Source organism: Pseudarthrobacter sp. 05T312 (assembly GCF_056396685.1).
This window is the reverse complement of sequence record NZ_JBFTLY010000007.1, coordinates 69,127-87,578: the sequence shown is the minus strand read 5'-3', so window position 1 is coordinate 87,578 and position 18,452 is coordinate 69,127. Positions and strand designations below refer to the sequence as shown.

The 18,452-nt window shown below is 66.8% G+C and carries 16 protein-coding genes; 6 read left to right on the top strand and 10 right to left on the bottom strand.

What is annotated here, in order from left to right:
- Positions 1-125: 125 nt before the first annotated feature.
- Positions 126-1,067, top strand: coding sequence for a hypothetical protein (locus tag AC1DIP_RS11620; protein ID WP_477733823.1), 942 nt, complete (start codon positions 126-128; stop codon positions 1,065-1,067).
- Between the two features lie 79 nt (positions 1,068-1,146).
- On the opposite strand, the gene purL is transcribed toward AC1DIP_RS11620, so the two are convergent.
- The 3 genes from purL to purS are packed head-to-tail and all read right to left on the bottom strand — an operon-like array spanning position 1,147 to position 4,479.
- Positions 1,147-3,456 (bottom strand): phosphoribosylformylglycinamidine synthase subunit PurL, encoded by a 2,310-nt coding sequence (purL, locus tag AC1DIP_RS11615; RefSeq protein ID WP_477733822.1) that lies wholly within the window; start codon positions 3,454-3,456, stop codon positions 1,147-1,149.
- The gene (gene purQ / locus AC1DIP_RS11610; RefSeq protein WP_141158234.1) at positions 3,453-4,226 is read right to left on the bottom strand and encodes a phosphoribosylformylglycinamidine synthase subunit PurQ; all 774 of its coding nucleotides are present in this window, start codon (positions 4,224-4,226) and stop codon (positions 3,453-3,455) included. Before purQ ends, purL begins: the two co-directional genes overlap by 4 nt.
- Before the next feature lies 1 nt (position 4,227).
- Positions 4,228-4,479 (bottom strand): phosphoribosylformylglycinamidine synthase subunit PurS, encoded by a 252-nt coding sequence (purS, locus tag AC1DIP_RS11605; RefSeq protein WP_015935902.1) that lies wholly within the window; start codon positions 4,477-4,479, stop codon positions 4,228-4,230.
- Between the two features lie 245 nt (positions 4,480-4,724).
- On the opposite strand from purS, the gene AC1DIP_RS11600 reads away from it, so the two are divergent.
- Positions 4,725-4,910, top strand: coding sequence for a hypothetical protein (locus AC1DIP_RS11600; protein ID WP_141158233.1), 186 nt, complete (start codon positions 4,725-4,727; stop codon positions 4,908-4,910).
- Positions 4,911-5,177: 267 nt separating this feature from the next.
- Complete coding sequence (locus AC1DIP_RS11595) at positions 5,178-8,285, top strand: S8 family serine peptidase (protein ID WP_477733878.1); 3,108 nt, start codon at positions 5,178-5,180, stop codon at positions 8,283-8,285.
- Between the two features lie 87 nt (positions 8,286-8,372).
- On the opposite strand, the gene AC1DIP_RS11590 is transcribed toward AC1DIP_RS11595, so the two are convergent.
- The 4 genes from AC1DIP_RS11590 to AC1DIP_RS11575 all read right to left on the bottom strand — a co-directional run bounded on the left by AC1DIP_RS11590 (position 8,373) and on the right by AC1DIP_RS11575 (position 10,722).
- Entirely contained in the window at positions 8,373-8,705 is a 333-nt protein-coding gene (locus AC1DIP_RS11590) for a serine protease inhibitor (protein WP_476209065.1), read from the bottom strand.
- Positions 8,702-9,625: a 3-methyladenine DNA glycosylase gene (locus tag AC1DIP_RS11585; RefSeq protein WP_476209066.1), complete on the bottom strand. Its 924-nt coding sequence runs from the start codon at positions 9,623-9,625 to the stop codon at positions 8,702-8,704. The genes AC1DIP_RS11590 and AC1DIP_RS11585 overlap by 4 nt, the downstream gene beginning before the upstream one ends.
- A complete protein-coding gene (locus AC1DIP_RS11580) occupies positions 9,612-10,172 on the bottom strand; it encodes an SSI family serine proteinase inhibitor (RefSeq protein WP_476209067.1) in 561 nt (186 codons plus the stop codon). Before AC1DIP_RS11580 ends, AC1DIP_RS11585 begins: the two co-directional genes overlap by 14 nt.
- Before the next feature lie 76 nt (positions 10,173-10,248).
- On the bottom strand, positions 10,249-10,722 hold the full coding sequence (locus AC1DIP_RS11575) for a transcriptional regulator, SarA/Rot family (protein ID WP_476209068.1): 474 nt from the start codon (positions 10,720-10,722) through the stop codon (positions 10,249-10,251).
- A 76-nt stretch (positions 10,723-10,798) separates the two neighbouring features.
- Here AC1DIP_RS11575 and AC1DIP_RS11570 point away from each other — a divergent pair, with 76 nt between their 5' ends.
- Together AC1DIP_RS11570 and AC1DIP_RS11565 are read left to right on the top strand one after the other, a co-directional pair.
- A complete protein-coding gene (locus AC1DIP_RS11570; RefSeq protein ID WP_476209070.1) occupies positions 10,799-11,041 on the top strand; it encodes a hypothetical protein in 243 nt (80 codons plus the stop codon).
- A 119-nt stretch (positions 11,042-11,160) separates the two neighbouring features.
- A complete protein-coding gene (locus tag AC1DIP_RS11565) occupies positions 11,161-11,376 on the top strand; it encodes a hypothetical protein (protein ID WP_141158228.1) in 216 nt (71 codons plus the stop codon).
- Positions 11,377-11,462: 86 nt separating this feature from the next.
- Here the strand turns inward: AC1DIP_RS11565 and AC1DIP_RS11560 are convergent, their stop codons facing one another.
- Entirely contained in the window at positions 11,463-12,821 is a 1,359-nt protein-coding gene (locus tag AC1DIP_RS11560; RefSeq protein WP_476209072.1) for an aspartate kinase, read from the bottom strand.
- A 316-nt stretch (positions 12,822-13,137) separates the two neighbouring features.
- On the opposite strand from AC1DIP_RS11560, the gene AC1DIP_RS11555 reads away from it, so the two are divergent.
- On the top strand, positions 13,138-14,136 hold the full coding sequence (locus tag AC1DIP_RS11555) for a hypothetical protein (protein ID WP_477733821.1): 999 nt from the start codon (positions 13,138-13,140) through the stop codon (positions 14,134-14,136).
- A gap of 114 nt (positions 14,137-14,250) precedes the next feature.
- On the opposite strand, the gene recR is transcribed toward AC1DIP_RS11555, so the two are convergent.
- Entirely contained in the window at positions 14,251-14,850 is a 600-nt protein-coding gene (gene recR / locus AC1DIP_RS11550) for a recombination mediator RecR (RefSeq protein WP_141158226.1), read from the bottom strand.
- 73 nt (positions 14,851-14,923) lie between these two features.
- Positions 14,924-18,439, bottom strand: coding sequence for a DNA polymerase III subunit gamma and tau (locus tag AC1DIP_RS11545; RefSeq protein ID WP_477733820.1), 3,516 nt, complete (start codon positions 18,437-18,439; stop codon positions 14,924-14,926).
- Positions 18,440-18,452: the final 13 nt, after the last annotated feature.

Genomic DNA, 18,452 nt, shown 5'->3' with positions numbered 1-18,452 from the left:
TGGGCCCACCCGTCGATTGCTCCGTAAACGCCCTTTTGGCGCCTCAAAAGGGCGTTTACGGAGCAATCGATGGAGGATGTGGATAACTTCTGCGGACCTGCGACTCCTTCTGCTCTGATGTAGCGATGAAGACTGCACATCCGCTTCCTGAAGTACTTGAGGGCCGGCCGTTCACTGCGGCTGAGGCGGTAAGGGAGGGGGTCTCAGCCAAGCGCCTGAGGCATCGTTCCCTCAGCAGGCTTGGTAAGGGCATCAGGGCAGACGGCCCGACGGCGGCGCTCCCCTTGGGCGCCAGGGTCCGGCCGTTCATCGAAGTCAACGAGAGGTGCGCTGCGTCGCACTTGACGGCGGCTGAGCTTCATTCACTGCCGCAGCGGCGCCAGGACGGGCCCTTTGACGTTTTCCACCTCATCCGTCCCGAAGGCGCAGCCCACCTGGACCGGCCCCACGTCATCGTGCACCGCATGAAGCTGTACGAGGACGAGGTCATGGCAATTGACGGGATTCCGGTGACAACGCCGGAGCGGACGTGGCTCGACATGGCCGAGCTGCTGTCAGTCGACGAGCTGGTGGCCATGGGGGACGCCTGCGTTCGCGTTCCGCGCCTCGAATTCGAGGGCCGAAGCATGCCGCTGTGCAGTATGTGGGATCTGCAGCGGACGATTGACAGGCACCGGGGAAAGCGGGGCCTCCGGAAGGCAAAGGAGGCCCTGGAACTCATCCGGGTCGGAGCGGATTCGGCCCAGGAAACCATGCTTCGGCTCGCGATTGTGCGCGCGGGGCTGCCCGAACCCGAGTTGAACGTCCCGATCATCACTGAAGACGGCGCCAGGCATCACGAACCGGACCTGTCCTACCGCAAATACCGGATCGGCATCGAGTACGAGGGCGAACACCACGGCGACGCCAGCCAGATCGCCAGGGACATAGCCCGCTCCGAACGGTACGCCGCCCTGGGGTGGACGGAGGTCAGGATCTCCAAACGCCACATGGTCAACGATGCAAAGCCCGCCGCCGCCAAGGTGCTGGTTGCCCTGGCACAGGCCGGCTGGCGGAGGAACCCTTAAAAACGATTGCTCCGTAACCGCCGTTTTGAGGGCTCAAAAGGGCAGTTACGGAGCAGTCGACGGGTGGTGCCGGTGGAGATTAGCCGAAGTACTTCGGCAGCGTCCCTTCATGGGCTTCACGGAGGGCGTCGAGGGACAGGCCCTCCACGCCGTTGATCTCCAGCTTGCCGCTGGCCGCGTCCACCACGCCGATGCGGGTGTGCGCGAAGCCGCGGGCGGTGCACATGTCCGTGAACCGGATTTCCTCCGACCGCGGGACGCCCACGATGGCGCGGCCCTGTGACTCGGAGAAGAGCGCGGTGAACAGGTCCACGCCGTCCCGGTCAACAACATCCTGAAGCGCAATCCGGGCACCCACGCCGTAGCGCAGCGAGGACTCGACCAGCGCAGCCGCGAGGCCGCCCTCGGAGAGGTCGTGTGCGGCGTCGATCATGCCGTCGCGGGAAGCGTTGATCAGGATCTCGCCCAGGGCGCGTTCCGCCTCAAGGTCGACCTTGGGCGGCTGACCGCCCAGGTGGCCGCGCATGTTGGCCCATTCGGAACCGTCCAGCTCGGCAGCGGTGGTGCCCAGCAGGTAGATGGCCTGGCCGTCCTCGCGCCAGCCCGACGGCGTGCGGCGGGCGACGTCGTCGAGCTTGCCCAGCACTGCCACCACGGGGGAGGGGTGGATGGGCGTGGTGCCCGTCTGGTTGTACAGCGAGACGTTGCCGCCGGTGACCGGAATGCCCAGCACCATGCAGGCATCGGACAGGCCGCGGATTGCCTCGGCCAGCTGCCACATGACGTCCGGGTCCTCGGGGGAGCCGAAGTTCAGGCAGTCGCTGACGGCCATGGGGATCGCACCCGCGGTGGCCACGTTGCGGTAGGCCTCGGCCAGTGCCAGCTGCGCGCCGTGGTACGGGTCCAGGTAGGTGTAACGGCCGTTGGCATCCGTGGCCAGGGCGACGCCCAGGCCGGACTCCTCGTCAACGCGGACCACGCCGGCGTCGTCGGGGAACGCCATGGAGGTGTTCCCGCCGACGTACCGGTCGTACTGGTTGGTGATCCAGGCCTTGGAGCACATGTTCGGTGAGGCCACGAGTTCGGTCACGGCCGCAGCGAGCTCGGCCGGGGCGGCCGGGCGGCCGGCATCCTGCACGGAGCCGGTGAACGTATCGGCCTGGACGGAATCCTGCCACTCGGGACGGGCGAACGGGCGGTCGTAGACCGGGCCGTCGTGCGCCACGGTGCGGGGATCGACGTCGACAATCACGTCGCCTTCCCAGGTGATGATCAGGCGGCCGGTATCGGTCACCTCGCCCAGCCAGGAGTACTCCACCGCCCACTTGTCCATGACGGCCTCGAACGCTTCCACGTTCTCCGGCGTGACCACGGCCATCATCCGTTCCTGCGACTCAGACATCAGGATCTCGCTCGGGGTCAGCGTGGGGTCGCGCAGCAGGACGGAGGTCAGCTCAACCTGCATGCCGCCGTCGCCATTGGAGGCAAGCTCCGACGTGGCGCAGGAGATGCCCGCAGCGCCGAGGTCCTGGATGCCTTCCACCAGGGAGCCCTTGAAGAGCTCCAGGCAGCACTCGATGAGGACCTTCTCGGCGAAGGGATCGCCCACCTGGACGGCGGGGCGCTTGGAGGGCTTGGTGTCGTCAAAGGACTCGGAGGCCAGCACGGAGGCGCCGCCGATGCCGTCGCCGCCGGTGCGGGCACCGAACAGGACCACCTTGTTGCCCTTGCCGGAGGCGTTGGCCAGGCGGATATCCTCGTGGCGCATGACGCCGACAGCCAGGGCGTTGACCAACGGGTTGCCCTGGTAGACGGAGTCGAAGACCATCTCTCCACCGATGTTGGGCAGGCCCAGGGAGTTGCCGTAGCCGCCGATGCCCGCCACCGCGCCGTGCATGACGCGGGCGGTGTCCGGGTGGTCGATGGCGCCAAAGCGCAGCGGGTCCATGACGGCGACCGGGCGGGCGCCCATGGAGATGATGTCGCGGACAATGCCGCCGATGCCGGTCGCGGCGCCCTGGTAAGGCTCAACGAACGACGGCGAGTTGTGCGATTCGATCTTGAAGGTCACGGCCCAGCCGTCCCCCAGGTTGGTCACGCCGGCGTTTTCGCCGATGCCCACCAGCATGTCCTTCTTCATTTCCTCGGTGACCTTCTGGCCGAACTGGCGCAGGTGGTTCTTGGAGGACTTGTAGGAGCAGTGCTCGCTCCACATAACGGAGTACATGGCCAGTTCGGCGCCGGTGGGGCGGCGGCCCAGGACCTTGACGATCTCGTCGAACTCGTTCTGCTTCAGGCCGAGCTCGGCCCAGGGCAGCTCGGTGTCCGGAGTCTTGGCTGCGTTCTCGACGGTGTCGATGTTGAACTTCTTGGTGGTTTCGGTGGTCACTTGTCGCCTCCCACAATCTTGTTCAGTACGGAGGTGAAGAAGCCGAGGCCGTCGGTATCGGACCCGCCGATGCCGTCCAGCGATTCGGGGCCGAAGCCCGGTTCCACGGCGTGCTCCGGGTGCGGCATGAGGCCCACCACGTTGCCGGCGGCGTTGGAGATGCCGGCGATGTCCCGGCGGGAACCGTTCGGGTTGAAGCCCACGTAACGGAAGACGACTCGGCCCTCGGCCTCAAGGGCGTCCAGGGTTTTTTCGTCGGCGATGTACTGGCCGTCCTGGTTCTTCAGCGGGATGGTGATTTCCTGGCCGGCCTGGTAGTCCAGCGTCCACGCGGTGTTGGTGTTCTCCACGCGCAGCACCTGGTCGCGGCAGAGGAACTTCAGGTGGTCGTTCTTGATCATCGAGCCGGGCAGCAGGTGCGACTCGGTGAGGATTTGGAAGCCGTTGCAAATGCCCAGGACGGGCAGCTTGGCGTCGGAGTTGGCGGCGTCGATGATCCTGGACATCAGCGGCGCGAAGCGGGCAATGGCGCCGGCGCGGAGGTAGTCGCCGTAGGAGAAGCCGCCGGGAATCACGACGGCGTCCACATCACCGAGTTCGGTGTCGCCGTGCCAGAGCTCGACGGCGGTGGCACCGGCGAGGCGCACGGCGCGGGCAGCGTCCCGGTCGTCAAGGGTTCCAGGGAAGGTGACGACGCCGATGCGGGCGCCGGCGAGGCGCGGTTCCGCCGCGACAGCGACAGCTTCGCCGATCAGGGGAAGTTCAGTCATCTCAGGCCTCGACGACCTCGACGTTGACGACGTCCTCGATCACGGGGTTGGAGAGGAGGGTTTCCGCGGCGTCGCGGGCCTGGGCCAGGATTTCCTCCGTCACCTCGCCGTCGACCGTCAGTTCGAAACGCTTGCCCTGGCGGACAGAGCTGAAGCTGGTGAAGCCCAGCCGGGGGAGAGCGCCAACGATTGCCTTCCCCTGGGGGTCCAGAATCTCGGGCTTGGGCATGACGTCAACAACGATCCGGGGCATCCGGCAACTCCTGTGCGTGAGCTTGGGTAAGGGCGCAGCGGAGTGGTGCCGTCTCACGCCGTACCGGTGTGTCGGGGACATGGTGGACGGGCGCTCCGCGAGCTTGCCCTATCATTCTACCGGCACGGGCGCATCCCTCTGAATTCCCGTGGGCCGGGGGCGGCGCCGCGCAAAATACCGCAACCGACGAGGCTGATGTGGGTCTGGTTCTGGAGTTGCCGCAGGGCCTTCACTAGGATTGCTGGATGGCTGAGAATTCGAAGTCCGTGTTGTTGCCGATGGTCGCCGCTGCCGTGTTCGCCGGCCTGGGCCGCATGGTGTTCCAGAAGGTGAAGGCCGACCGCCTGGCCCGCGAGACGCGGGTGGCCGGGCCGGTGGATGAGAAGACCAGGCAATGGATCAGTGACGTGGTGCGCACTCCCCGTCATTAGCCGGCAAACAAACTCCCCTCGTCGCAGGGCGTCCTTCGGGGCGCCCTTTTTGCGTGCCTGGGCTTTTGGCCGCCGTATGACAGGCAAAAATTTCCTAAATGTGCTCTATGTCATATCGCGCTCTCAGTCTGTACCCTGTGAACAGTCTGGTCTCAGCTAATTACAAAACCTGTAATTTCCTCTGCAGTGCCAGTCATTCGGGGCGCCCACCACTCTGGGCGGCACATCGTGAAAGGGTTGCACGTGAAATCAACTGGAAAGAGCCCCTTGCGGGCTGGGGGACTCCGGAAGGCGGCCGCCCTGGCCGTCGGGTTGCCCCTGATCCTCAGCTCGCTGGCAGTGGGGCCCGCTTCGGCGGCGCCTGACCTCCAGGGCGCCGGAAACGCCTCCTCCGGCGCCGAGGAAGGCCAGTTCAAGGACGGCAGGTACATCGTGGTACTCGCCGGCCCGGCTGCGGCGGCCTATGAAGGCGGAACTGCCGGCCTGGGCGCTACCAAGCCGCAGCAGGGCAGGAAGCTCGACGCGGGCAGTCCCAACTACAAGGCCTATGACGCCCATCTGCGCAAGCAGCAGCGCGACGTTGCAGCTGCGCAGGGAGTGACGCCCGCCAAGCAGTACACCGCGGCCCTGAACGGGTTTACGGCGGAACTGACCGCGGCGCAGGCGGGAGCCCTGTCCAAGGACAAGCGTGTCATGGTGGTGGCGCCGGACGTCGAGAACAAACCCGACTACACCACCACCGACTTCCTCAAGCTCACCGGTCCTGATGGGGCGTGGGCCAAGCAGTTCGGGGGCGAAGCCAACGCCGGCAAGGGAGTGGTGGTCGGGGTTATCGATTCCGGCTATGCCCCGGACAACCCCTTCCTTCAAGGGGAACCGTTGAAGCCCCTGCAGGGTGAGGCGCAGGTTGGCGTTCCCTACCGCACCGGCGACGGCAAAATTGCCATGCTCAAAGCGGACGGCACCACATTCGAGGGTGAATGCCAGAAAGGCCAGGGAACGGGGGCATCTTTTGACGGATCACTCTGCAATTCCAAAGTCATCGGGGCCCGTTACTTCGCGGATTCCTTCCTGCAGTACGTAACACCCGGAAACCGTGCCCCCGAAGAGCAGATCTCACCCGTGGACGTGGGAAGCCACGGCACCCACACGGCCACCACGGCCGCCGGCAACGCCAATATCGAGCAGGTGATCGACGGGGCCAGCTTCGGCAGGAGCTCCGGCGTGGCGCCGGCCGCCAAGGTTTCGGTCTACAAGGTCTGCTGGGAGGACACCAACCCGGACACCGGCGGCTGCTACTCCTCCGCTTCGGTTGAGGCCGTGGACGCAGCCATCAAGGACGGAGTGGACGTCTTGAACTACTCCATCTCCGGAAACAACAACAGCACCACCGATCCCGTGGCGCTGGCATTCCTGAACGCCGCCGCCGCCGGCATCTTTGTCTCTGCCTCGGCAGGAAATTCCGGTCCCACGGCCTCCACCGTGAACCACGCCTCGCCATGGCTGACCACGGTGGCCGCCGCAACCTTTCCCAGCGACCTGGTGGGCACGGTCAAGGTATCCGACGGATCGCTGTACCGCGGCGCTTCGATCATGAAGTCCGAGCCGGCGGACAAGCCTGTGGTCCTGGCTGCTGCTGCCGCCGCTGCCGGTGCGGCCAACCCCAACCTCTGCGGCCCGGGAACCCTTGACGCCGCCAAGGTGGCCGGCAAGGTTGTGGTCTGCGACCGCGGTGTGGTGGACCGGACCGCCAAGAGCCAGGAAGTCCTGGACAAGGGTGGCGTGGGCATGATCCTGGTGAACCTCACCAGCAGCTCCGAGGATGCTGACAACCACGCTGTCCCCACCGTCCACGTCAACGCGCCCAAGAGCCTGGAACTGAAGTCCAAGCTCGAAGCGAATCCGGCGCTGACCGTCAGCCTGGTCAAGGGCGACCTGACGGGGCTCCCCCCGGCAGCCGCGCCCCAGATTGCGGGCTTCTCGTCCCGCGGGCCCACGCTTGCGTCCGGCGGTGACCTGCTCAAGCCTGACATTTCGGCCCCGGGTGTCAACGTCCTGGCCGGCGTCTCCACCATCGGCAACCACGGCGATCAGTTCGGTTTCATGTCCGGCACTTCCATGGCAGCCCCGCACATCGCCGGGTTCGGTGCCCTGGTGCTGGGCAAGCAGCCCAAGTGGACCCCCGCCATGGTGAAGTCCGCCATGATGACCACCGCGTACCCGCTGGTGAACGCCGATGGCACGCCCAATACCGATCCCTTCCAGGGCGGCGCCGGCCACATCGACTCCGCCCGTGTCCTTGATCCCGGGCTGGTCTACGATTCAGGCATCCAGGACTGGCTCGGCTTCCTCAACGGACAGGGCGTGGAAACCGGAGCGCCGCAGGCAGGCACCATCGCTGCGCGCGACCTGAACGTTCCCTCGGTTGCCCTGGGCAGCCTCGTCGGTGAAGTCCAGGTCAAACGCAAGCTGACCGCGCTGGTCCCGGGCATGTACCGTCCCGAAGTGAACATGCCCGGCTTCAACGTCAACGTCGAACCCAAGGCATTGAACTTCGCCAAGGCCGGGCAGACCCGTGAGGTGACCCTCACCATCCGGAACGTTAGCGCCCCTGTGGGCAAGTTCAGCACCGGCAGCCTCACCTGGAAGGGGCCACGGACGGTTGGCTCACCGATCGCCATCCGGCCCGTTGACGCCCAGATCGCTCCGTCGTTCTCCTTCAGCTCGGCCACGGGCACCGGGAGCGGATCGATGAACCTCGTATCCGGCTCGGACAGCCCCATCGCCGTCGGAGTAGAGGGTCTGGCACCCCTGAGCCAGACCGCGATCACCAAAACCCCGGGAGCGTACGCTCCCACGAACGACGCGCACAACGCCCTGCTCCAGGTGAAGGTGCCGGCCGGCGCCTCGTTTGCCCGGCTGGGCATTCAGGCGCAGTCGAACGACGTCGACTGGGACATGGTGGTCTACGCACCGAACGGATCCGGGGGCCTCACAGCCACCCAGGTGGCAACGGCATCGGCCAGTGAGTTCCTGGACCTCGAATCACCCCGTCCCGGGACCTACTATGTGGTGGCGAACCTGTACGCCACCCCGGACAACGGGCCTGCCACCGCTTCGGTCCAGGCAGTCTCCTTCGCCGGTGACGCCGGCAACCTGACGGTAAATCCGAACCCCATCGTGGCGCCGAACGGAACCGCCACCTCGGCCACGCTCAATTGGACGGGACTTTCCGAGGGGTCCTACCTCTCCCGGCTGAGCATTGGCAGCAACGGCATCAAAGCTTGGGTGAACGTGCAGGTGGGAGCGGGCTCCGCCTCCGCCCCGGCCGGCGCTCCCCAGCTTGGCCTGGCACAGGAGGTCCCCGCCACCTGACCGGGAAGACATGGGGGGAGGTCCCGGGTGGTCGCCAGGCCACCCGGGACCTTTTTCGTTTCCGCACCGCGGTCCCGGCGGAGAGAGCTAGGTGGCAGTCCCGCCCAGCAGGGGACCCATGGCATTCCACCGCGCTATTTCGCAGCCGTCGGTACGGGTGAAGGTTGAGTGGACGTCCCGGCCATGGAACGTTCCGGTGACCACAGCGATCTGCGGACCGCCATACTGCTGCGTACACAGCCTTGGCGGCCCTGGCTGAGGGAAGAAGACGTTTTCGCCGAACCGCTCGACGGCGGCCAGGGCGGCCGCAGGCTCAGGCATCGTGGTCCCGGCATCCGGATGGCCGTCCTTGGAGACCAGCCGGAATACGTGCTCGGGTGCCTCGGGGTGGTCCCGGATGCTGATGGTCAGGTCGATCACCGGCCCGCACCCCCGGCGATGGCTCCAAGGTCCGCTGCCAGCCGGCCGCGCAGGACCCCCGCTTCGGCTGCGAAGGCGCGCTGGTGCTCAACGTAGGCCGCCTTGCCGCTGGGCGTCTCAATGGGGATGGCGGGGTAGCCCCAGTCGGCGAGGTCATACGGGGACGCCTGCATATCCATGGCCCTGATCCGCCACGACAGTTCAAAACAGTCCATGACCAGCTCACTGGACAGCGCCGGCAGCAGTTTGTAAGCCCACTTGTAGAGGTCCATGTTGGCATGCAGGCAGCCGGGCTGCTCCAAGTGCCGTTGGGTCTCCCTGCTCGGGGAGTGCTCGTTGAGCGGGATGGCGTCCGGGGTATAGAACCGGAAGGCGTCGAAATGGGTGCAGCGGATCCTGTTGTCTTCCACCACCTTGTCCGTGCCCGTCGCACCCAGCCGCAGCTGCAGGTATTCGTGGCGGAGGTCAAACTTGTCCTGCCGGTAAACCATGGCCCACTCATGCAGGCCGAAACAGCCGAATTGGGCCGGCCGGGCCGAGGTGCCTCGGAGGATGATGCCGGCGAACGCCATCGCGTCGCTCCGGTCCGCCAAAAAGGCGTGCCGGTCGAAGGTGGCCGCCGTACTTCCCGCAGGCAGGCCCAGGGAGCCTAGCTCGCCGTCGTCGAGCTTCCTGTAATGCTTCCAGCCAAGCCGTTCGGCAGCCTGGGCGCCGGTGAGGACCGCGCCGGCGCCGGGGTGCCAGCGCTTCAGCTGCCCTGGTTTCTGCGTGTAGTAGGTGAAAAGGAAATCCTCCACCGGGTGCTTTTGTCCTGCAGACCGGCGGGCCAGGTAAGGATCGGCGTAGCGGCTGACGCGCTGCAGGTGGGCTTCTTGCCTTGCCCGCGCAGTGTCGGCCGCAAGGACCTTAAGAGGCTCCACCGGTTGCGCCCAATACGTCCTTGGCAGCGTCCCACGCGCTGATCTCGCATCCGTTGGTCCGCGCAAACGTCGAATCTACGGCGACGCCGTCCACCATGCCCGTGACGGTGGCTGTTTGGGGGCCGCCGTACTGCTGGGTGCAGGGCCGCGACGTCCCTGCCGGGAGCGGGGCCAGGATGCCTGGATTCGCTTTCAGGGCGGCGCAGGCGGCAACGCCGTTCGGATGGCTGCTTTCGGCGGCTGGAGTGCCCGCGGAACAAACCAGGGTGTAGTCGACCTCGGGGGCGCCCGGTGAGGGAATCACGGTGATGGCGAGCTCGGCATTTCCCTGTCCCGGGCCCTCGGCCGGCCGCGACGTGGCGGGGGCTGGCGCCGGTACCGAGGTTTCTGTGTCCGGAGAGGGGGCGGCAGGGCCGGCCGGGGAGGCCTCCGATGTCGTGGAGGGCGCTGTCGACGCGGACGTGCCATTGTCGGGGGTGCCGCTGCAGCCCGAGACCAGGCCGGCGGCAACGGCCAGGAATGCTGCGAGCATCCGGAATTTCGGCATCAGGCCACCTCCCCTTCGTCCAGTAATTCTAGTCGCTTGGCATGGGGCTGGCAGGCCGTCGCCCTGCCGCGGGCAGTCACTGGGAGGTGGCGGCGATCAGCCCCATCATGGATGCGTGCAGTTCGGTGACCTGGTCCCGGGTCAACCCCAGCCGTTCCATCATGGTTCCCGGTACCTGGAGCGCCTGCTCCCGCAGGGCGGCGCCTTTGGGAGTCAGCTCCACGGCCAGGGCACGCTCGTTGCCGTCCACACGGCGCCGCGTGATCAGCTCCGCTGCTTCCAGCCGGCGCAGGAGCGGAGAGATGGTGGCCGGCTCCTGGGCCAGGGCCGTACTGATGTTCCGGAGGGTGCGCGGGCTCTCCTCCCAAAGGCAGAGCATCACCAGGTACTGCGGATGCGTGAGGTTGAGCTTCTCGAGTACGGGTTTGTAGGCACCTACAACACTGCGGGCGGCCACCGTCAGTGCAAAGCACAGCTGATGTTCAAGCAGCAGGTCTTCGTCGGGTGCCGGGTTTGTTGCTTCCGCGTCCGTTGCCGTCGTTGCAGTCATTTGCCCTCCAATTGTTAGTGCACTAATCATTAGTGTACATTTGTTGTAGCCGGCAGTGAGTGGAAGGAACCTCTTCATGGGCAAGGACAGGACCGCGGACAAGGGCAACGCCTCCCAGCGCTTCATGCGCGCCACCGGTAAGTTGCGGGCCGTTTTCGGGCCTGCCAACCGGAGCGCCCTGGCACACGACATGACTGAAGAGAACCGCCGCCTGTTGGCCCAGCGCCAGGCGGAAACCCAGCAGTGGGAGACCATCACCAGGCCGGACGGCAGCACCTATGTGGTGCCGAAGAACCCCGAGGACCGCTCCCTTCGGTAGCAATTCCGCCGCCCCTCCGCCGGAGCCTTTTTGCTGTGCCGGGCATAAAATGGGGGCATTGGCTCCTGACGGAGACCGGCGGCACTTTCGCCCGATATTCGGGAAGGGGGTGGAAAACAGTGGCACATGTCCTTACCAGTTTCATGGGCCTGACCGAGCGGCTCCGCTTCGTTTTTGGTCCCGCCACCCGACTGGACGCCGATGCGCCCGTGGTGCACAAACATGACGAATTTGAACAGGCCTCCGAAGAGGACCTGTCTCATTTCGTGGTGGAGACCGATTCGACCGGCCACCACTACGCGGTGCGCCGCGAAGATTTGGAACGCGAAACCTAATTTTTCCCGGTCGCTCCCGGGCACGGAAAAGCCGGGCTGTCCTTCTCCTTTCACGGGGAGGGACGGCCCGGCTTTTCCGGTGGTACCTAGCGGCCGGTGCCGCCGTAAACTGTCACTTCGCTTTCGGTGTCGAGCCCGAACGCCTTGTGGATGACGCGCACGGCCTCATCCAGCAGGTCGGCGTGCGTCACCACCGAGATGCGGATCTCCGAGGTGGAGATCATGTTGATGTTGATGCCGGCGTCTGACAGGGCCTTGAAGAACGTGGCGGAGACGCCCGGGTGGGACCGCATGCCGGCGCCGATCAGCGACAGCTTGCCGATCTTCTCGTTGTATTCGATGGCTTCGAAGCCAATCTGGTCCTGGGCGGCGTGGAGCGCGGCCAGGGCGTCGGCGCCTTCAATGATGGGCAGGGTGAAGGAGATATCCGTCTTGCCGGTGCCGTGGGTGGACACGTTCTGGACGATCATGTCGATGTTCGAGTGGGCGTCGGCGATGACCTGGAAGATCGCGGCGGCCTTGCCGGGAATATCGGGGACGCCGACCACGGTGACCTTCGCTTCGGAACGGTCGTGCGCAACGCCGGAGATGATTGGCTGCTCCAAGGCAACTCCCTCTTGAGTGGTGATCTTGTCGTCGGCGCTGGGGATGACCCAGGTGCCTTCATGCTGGCTGAATGAGGAACGGACGTGCAGCGGTACGCCGAACCGGCGGGCGTACTCGACGCAGCGCAGGTGCAGGATCTTGGCGCCCGAGGCAGCAAGTTCCAGCATCTCTTCGCTGGAGATGGTGTCGATCTTCTGGGCTGACGGGACAACCCGCGGATCGGCGGTGAAGATGCCGTCCACATCCGTGTAGATCTCGCAGACGTCCGCCTCCAGGGCCGCCGCCAGTGCAACTGCGGTGGTGTCGGAGCCACCGCGGCCAAGGGTGGTGATCTCATGGGTGGCACGGCTCATGCCCTGGAAGCCGGCAACGATGGCGATGTTGCCCTTGTCCAGGGCGGTGCGGATCCGGTGCGGGTCGACGTCGATGATCCGGGCTTTGCCATGGATTCCGTCGGTGATCATGCCTGCCTGTGACCCGGTAAAGGACTGGGCCGAGGCGCCAAGCTTGTTGATGGCCATGGCCAGCAGTGCCATGGAGATGCGTTCACCAGCGGACAGGAGCATGTCCATTTCGCGGGCGGGAGCTGAATCGGTGACCTCCGCGGCGAGGTCCAGGAGTTCGTCCGTGGTGTCGCCCATCGCCGAGACGACAACCACCACCTCGTTGCCGGCCTGTTGGGCAGCGACCACCCGCGCGGCCACGCGCTTGATTCCGGCAGCGTCGGCAACGGAGGAGCCGCCGAATTTCTGCACAATGAGCTGCTTGGTCACCGCGCCGGCAGCGGATGCCGTCTGCGGCTGTGTTGCGTTGTGCACTTCGGTGGTGGGCGTACTCATGCGCATACCTTCATTGGGTCAATTGGAGTTTGGAGGCCAGGCGTCCCGGCGCCGGGTGGGCGCGGCAATCCTTGGGACAGTTTATCGCCGTGCCCGGAGGGACGTTGAATTGTGACCACATTCCGGCCATGGTGGGCGTTTGCCGGACACCGCGGAACTGCGCGCGCCGATGGCTGGAGGCCGATCGATGCGCCGCATATCACGGCTCTGGACACGCCGGCCACGCTGTCCGACGATGGGACTATTCTGAACCGGATGGCGGTGGCACGCCGGACACCGCCGGAGGAGGCCCCATCCGGGGAAAGGCGTTGCGCACGTGGCTGACGAGTGGCACATACCTGATCCGCAACTGCCCAGGCCTTACTTTGAACCCATCGGGGACCCCGCCGGTTTGGAGCCGGCGGACGATGACGAGGCTGGGACGCAGGCCCGTCCGGTGTTCAGACCGGTGCTGCGGGCAGCAGCACTCGACTGGTGGTCGTCGGTGCGTACGCTTCATTTCTGGTTGGCTACCCTGGGTGCTGCCATCGCCATATGGCTTGTGGTCGGGATGGTTCTCTTGCTGTCGCCGGGTGCGGACGAGGCCGCCGATTGGATGCCGGCGTCCGCCTACCTGGTGGCGGCATTGCTGCTCCCGGCCGCATCAGCATTCGTCGCAATGCATTGGGCTACGGCTCGGTGGCACCCGTCCCCGCGGCGGGCACAGTCCCCGGGCCTGGTGGGCCGGATCCTTTCTTCGATCATGCGCAGCATGGTATTCGTATTGCTCGTCCTGGCCGCCCTGTTGGTGCAGGCGGCGCTCTCCCGGCAGCCCGGGGCGCGGGCAGTGGCCTCCGCCGCTGTTGCGGGACTGGAGGCCGTAATTTTCAGCGGCATGGGGGCTGCGGTGGCATCCATGGTGCGGAGCCACACCTGGGCTGTGGCCGCAGGGTGGTTCGTGGCAATCTTCCTGGTGGCCGGCGGCATCGGAACTTGCGTCCTGCTGCTCCCCACTGTCAGATCGGAGGAACCGGTAACCGTGGCGATGAATGTGCAACGTGGGCAGAACGGCATCGTCATGGCTTATGAATGCTCCAGCGTTCCGGCAGGAACGGCGGAGGTTTACCGCACGGACCGCATCATGTGGCTGGCCGCCTCAAGCCCCATCGTGGTGTTCGTTATGCTGGCCGCGGAGCAGGACGCCGGCAACGAGCTCCTTGGCTGGGTTTCGACCCGGCTGCAGGAAGCGGCCGACGGGACCCAGGTAGCTTGCGTAAACGGAGAGCCCTTGAACAGCGATGCGGCCCGCATGCCGTTGGTGCAGCCGGCCTGTTGATTCAGGGCGGCCTAGCGGGATTGCTTGTCGTTGGGGCTCAGATGATGTCGAGGGGGCGCCGGGTTCCGTCGGGACAAGCCGGAAGCGCGTGATCGGGCAGCGGGCCGGCCAGCCTCAGCCCAGGGCGTTGCGGCGCCCCTCGAAGGCGCGGCCAAGGGTGACCTCGTCGGCGTACTCCAGGTCACCACCCACGGGAAGGCCCGAGGCCAGGCGGGTGACTGCGATACCGATTGTCTTCAGCATGCGGGCCAGATAGGTCGCCGTCGCCTCACCTTCCAGGTTGGGGTCGGTGGCGATGATCACTTCCTGGATTTCGCCGTCGTTCAGCCGGGTGAGCAGTTCACGGATCCGCAGTTGTTCCGGCCCCACGCCGGCGATGGGATTGATGGCCCCGCCCAGGACGTGGTACCGGCCGCGGAACGAACGGGTGCGCTCCACGGCCAGGACGTCCTTTGACTCCTCCACGACGCAAATGACCGCGGGGTCGCGTCGCGGGTCGCGGCAGATGTTGCACAGCTCCTGTTCCGTGACGTTGCCGCAGACGGTGCAGAACTTCACCCGTTCCTTGACGGTGGTAATTGCCTCGACCAGCCGCTTCATGTCCTGGGGATCGGCTTCAAGGATGTGGAAAGCCAGCCGCTGCGCGGATTTGGGGCCCACGCCCGGAAGGCGTCCGAGCTCATCGATCAGCTCCTGGACGGCACCTTCGTACACTTTTTCCTCTTTAGCTTCGTGTGGATAGCGGATGGATCAGTCAGTTGGCCGTGCGGGGCAGGCACCACAGCCGTCAATAGCGTGGCGTCACAGGGCTTCCGTCCAGGGACCGCTCCTCGATCAGTTTTCCGCCCAAAATGCGTTCGACGGCGGCCCGCCCGAATACGCCCGATTCCTCGATGGTTTCATCGTCGGCGCTAGGGATGTCCTGAACGTACGCGCTTGGTGCGGCAGCGGCCCTGGCCGGTGCCTTGGCGCGTCCAGCCTCCGCTTCGGGGCTGTTGGATAGCCGCTGGTAGAGGCTTTGCCGCGTTTGGGTCGGACCGGCGGCAGGGGCAGCAACCGGCGCGGCAGCCGCTGGCTGGGGACGGGTGGGCGCCGCCGCGGGCGGTGCCACCGAAGCCGGGGCGACGGCGGCCCTGGCAGTTTCGGCCTGAGCAACAGGGGAGGGGGCAGCAGCTGCCATGGCGAATTCGGGAACCGGAGCGCGGTCAGGGGACGGCGCCTGGTAGGTTCCCGAAGCCGGATCAGCAGGGTCGGAGCCGGAACCCGGACCCGGAGCCCAGGACGGCGCCGTGACGGCTGCCGCCGCGGCAGGGGCCACGGGTATGGAGGGCGGCACCTGGGCGGTTGCGGGTTCGTAATGGGGGACGTCGGCCGATGCCCCGATGTTGTCATTCACCGAGCCCGAAGCCGGAGCGGCACCCACGTTGCTCTTGTCGCCCACCACCCATACGCCGGGTGCCTGCTCCACGGCCCTGGTCCAGGGATCGTGGGCGGCGTCGGCCTGCGGGGCGTCGGAGCGGGAAGCGGTACTCGAGCCCGGGGCGCCGGAGGGAGTGTCCTGGGTGCGCGTGGCAGCTCCCGGGCGGGCGCCGGCTGCCGAATGCGGGACACCAGTGGCGGGGGACAGTGATGCCGTCCGGCCGCCCGGCCGCGCCGAAGGCTCCCAGTCCATGGGAGGCTCCTCATCCAGCGGGGGAGCATCCTCATCCCGGGGCGGGCCCCAGTCGTCATCGGAATAGGAGTAGTCACCCCCTGCCGACGGGTAGGCGGCCTGCGCGGCGTCCGTGGCGGACGGCCGGGCAGCAGCGTTCCGGCCGTTGACAGACTCGCGTCCGGACACTGGCCCCTGGATGGCGGGAGCGGAGGCCACTTCCGTGCTGCTGCCCCCGGCCGGGGCGGCAGCAGAGGGAACGACGGCGGGTGCCGCGGCCGGGCCGGCGGCAACGGCGGAGCTGCCCGAGCGGGCGGCAGGGGTGGTGCTCCCGGCGCTGGAGCCTCCGGCGCCGGCTGGGTTCCCCGCATTCCCGCCAAGCGGCGCCCCGGAGACAGCCGCGCTTGCAGGAGCCTGCGCAGTGGGTGCTGCCCCGGCAGGCGCAGGAGCCAGCCCCCAGGCAACGTCAGCTGAATTGGCCGGAACCACCGGGCTGGCGGGTACTTTTGGGTTTGGCTCAGAGCTCGCCTGGCTGGCGCCGCCGGCAACCGCCTGGATCTGGCAGTCGATACCGACAGTCTTGTGGATGGCCTGGCGCAGGTTGTCCGAGTGGTCCGCCCTGCCGAAGGCGCCGGCAAGCCCGGACGTGGTGAAGGACAGCGTCAGGACACTGCCGTCGAACCCCTGGACCTGCGCATTGGGCTCAACGAGGGCCCAGGTGCTGCGCTTTATTTTGGACAGTGCCTGCAGGACGTCCGGCCAGGCCCGGCGTAGGACCTCCACGTCGCCCATGGCCGGGGGAGCAGACGGTACGGGCGAGCCGGGTGCTTGCTGGTCCGCGGCCGGGACCTGGCGGGCAGGTGCCTGCGGTGCAGTCTCGGGCCGCGGCGCTGGGTTGGCTGGCGCCGCTGGGGGCGTTTGCCGCGCGGCCGTGGGGGTGCCTGGAGCGCCCGGGTCCTGAGGCGCCCGGATGCGGGCCGGTTCCTCGACGGGCCAGTCGCTGGTGCTGACGCGCGGCGGCGTCAGCGGGCTGCGGGGGCCGTCACCGGCAGGATTGTCCTGCCGCTGAACTGAAGCGGGCGTCGACGGAGCTGCCGGACCGGCCGGAACGGGATTTTCGTGCCTTCCCTGGGCAGGTTGGTCTGCGGCAGATGAACCGTTTCCGGCCTGTGAAGGTGCATGACCGGCAGGCGCAGGCTGCCCCGCTGCGGATTCTTCGGGGATGGCCGGGGTTGGCACCGACTGCGTCGTCATGGACCGGGACGGCGGGGCCTGCGCCGGAGAGCCCTCCGATGGAGACGTCTGCGCTGGAGAGCCCTGGGCGGCCGGCTCCTGCGGACGCTGGGAGTCCGAGGGGGCGTCCGCGCGGGCGGCGGCTGGAGCCGCCTGGAGCGCCGCTGGTGCCGCGGGCTGGGCGGGCGTGGCCATTGCGGGGGCACCGACGTCGGTCCCTGCGTAGTTCAGCCGCCTCTCCACGCGGTCGATCCGTGCGGCCATGCCCCGTTCGTTCTGCTCGGAGCTGGGGAGCAGGATCCGGGCGCACAGCAACTCCAGGTGCAGCCGGGGTGACGTGGCGCCGGTCATTTCGGTCAGGGCCGTGTTGGTGACATCGGCAGCCCGTGAAAGTTCGGCGGCGCCAAGGTTGTGGGACTGGTTCTGCAGGCGGGCGATCTGGTCTGCGGGCATCCCGCGCAGGATGGCGTGGGCGCTTTCGGGCATGGCCTGCACGATGATCAGGTCGCGGAAGCGCTCCAGCAGGTCCTCGACGAACCTTCGGGGATCGTGGCCAGTCTGGATGACCCGGTCCACGGCGCGGAACACGGTGGCCGCGTCGGAAGCGGCCACGGCCTCCACGACGTCATCCAGGAGCGAGGCATGCGTATAGCCGAGCAGGGCCACGGCGAGCTCGTAATCCAGCCCGTTGGGTCCCGCACCTGCCATGAGCTGGTCCAGGACGGAGAGGGAGTCACGGACGGAACCGCCTCCGGCGCGGATCACCAGAGACAGGACGCCAGGGGCCACGGGGACGTTTTCCTGGCGGCACAGGAGCTCAAGGTATGCCATCAGGGGCTCAGGCGGTACCAGCCGGAACGGGTAATGGTGGGTCCGGGAACGGATGGTCCCGATGACCTTGTCCGGCTCCGTGGTGGCGAAGATGAACTTGATGTGTTCCGGCGGCTCTTCCACGATCTTCAGCAGGGCGTTGAACCCGGCCGAGGTAACCATGTGGGCTTCGTCGATGATGAAAATCTTGTAGCGGTCCCGAACCGGAGCGTAAGTGGCCCGCTCGCGGAGGTCCCGCGCGTCGTCAACACCGCCATGGCTCGCGGCGTCGATTTCGATGACGTCAAGGGAGCCTGAGCCGCCGCGGGCCAGCTCCACACAGCTGGGGCAGGTTCCACAGGGGGTGTCCGTTGGCCCCTGGGCGCAGTTGAGGCAGCGGGCCAGGATGCGGGCGGACGTGGTCTTGCCGCAACCCCTGGGGCCGGAGAAGAGGTAGGCGTGGTTGACGCGGTTTTTTCGCAAAGCCGTCATCAGGGGCTCGGTGACGTGCTCCTGCCCGATAACGTCTGCGAACGAGTCGGGACGGTATCTGCGGTACAGGGCGGTAGTAACTGTCACGAAGAAAACCCTACCAATCCGGGCTGACATCATGCCGCCCTGT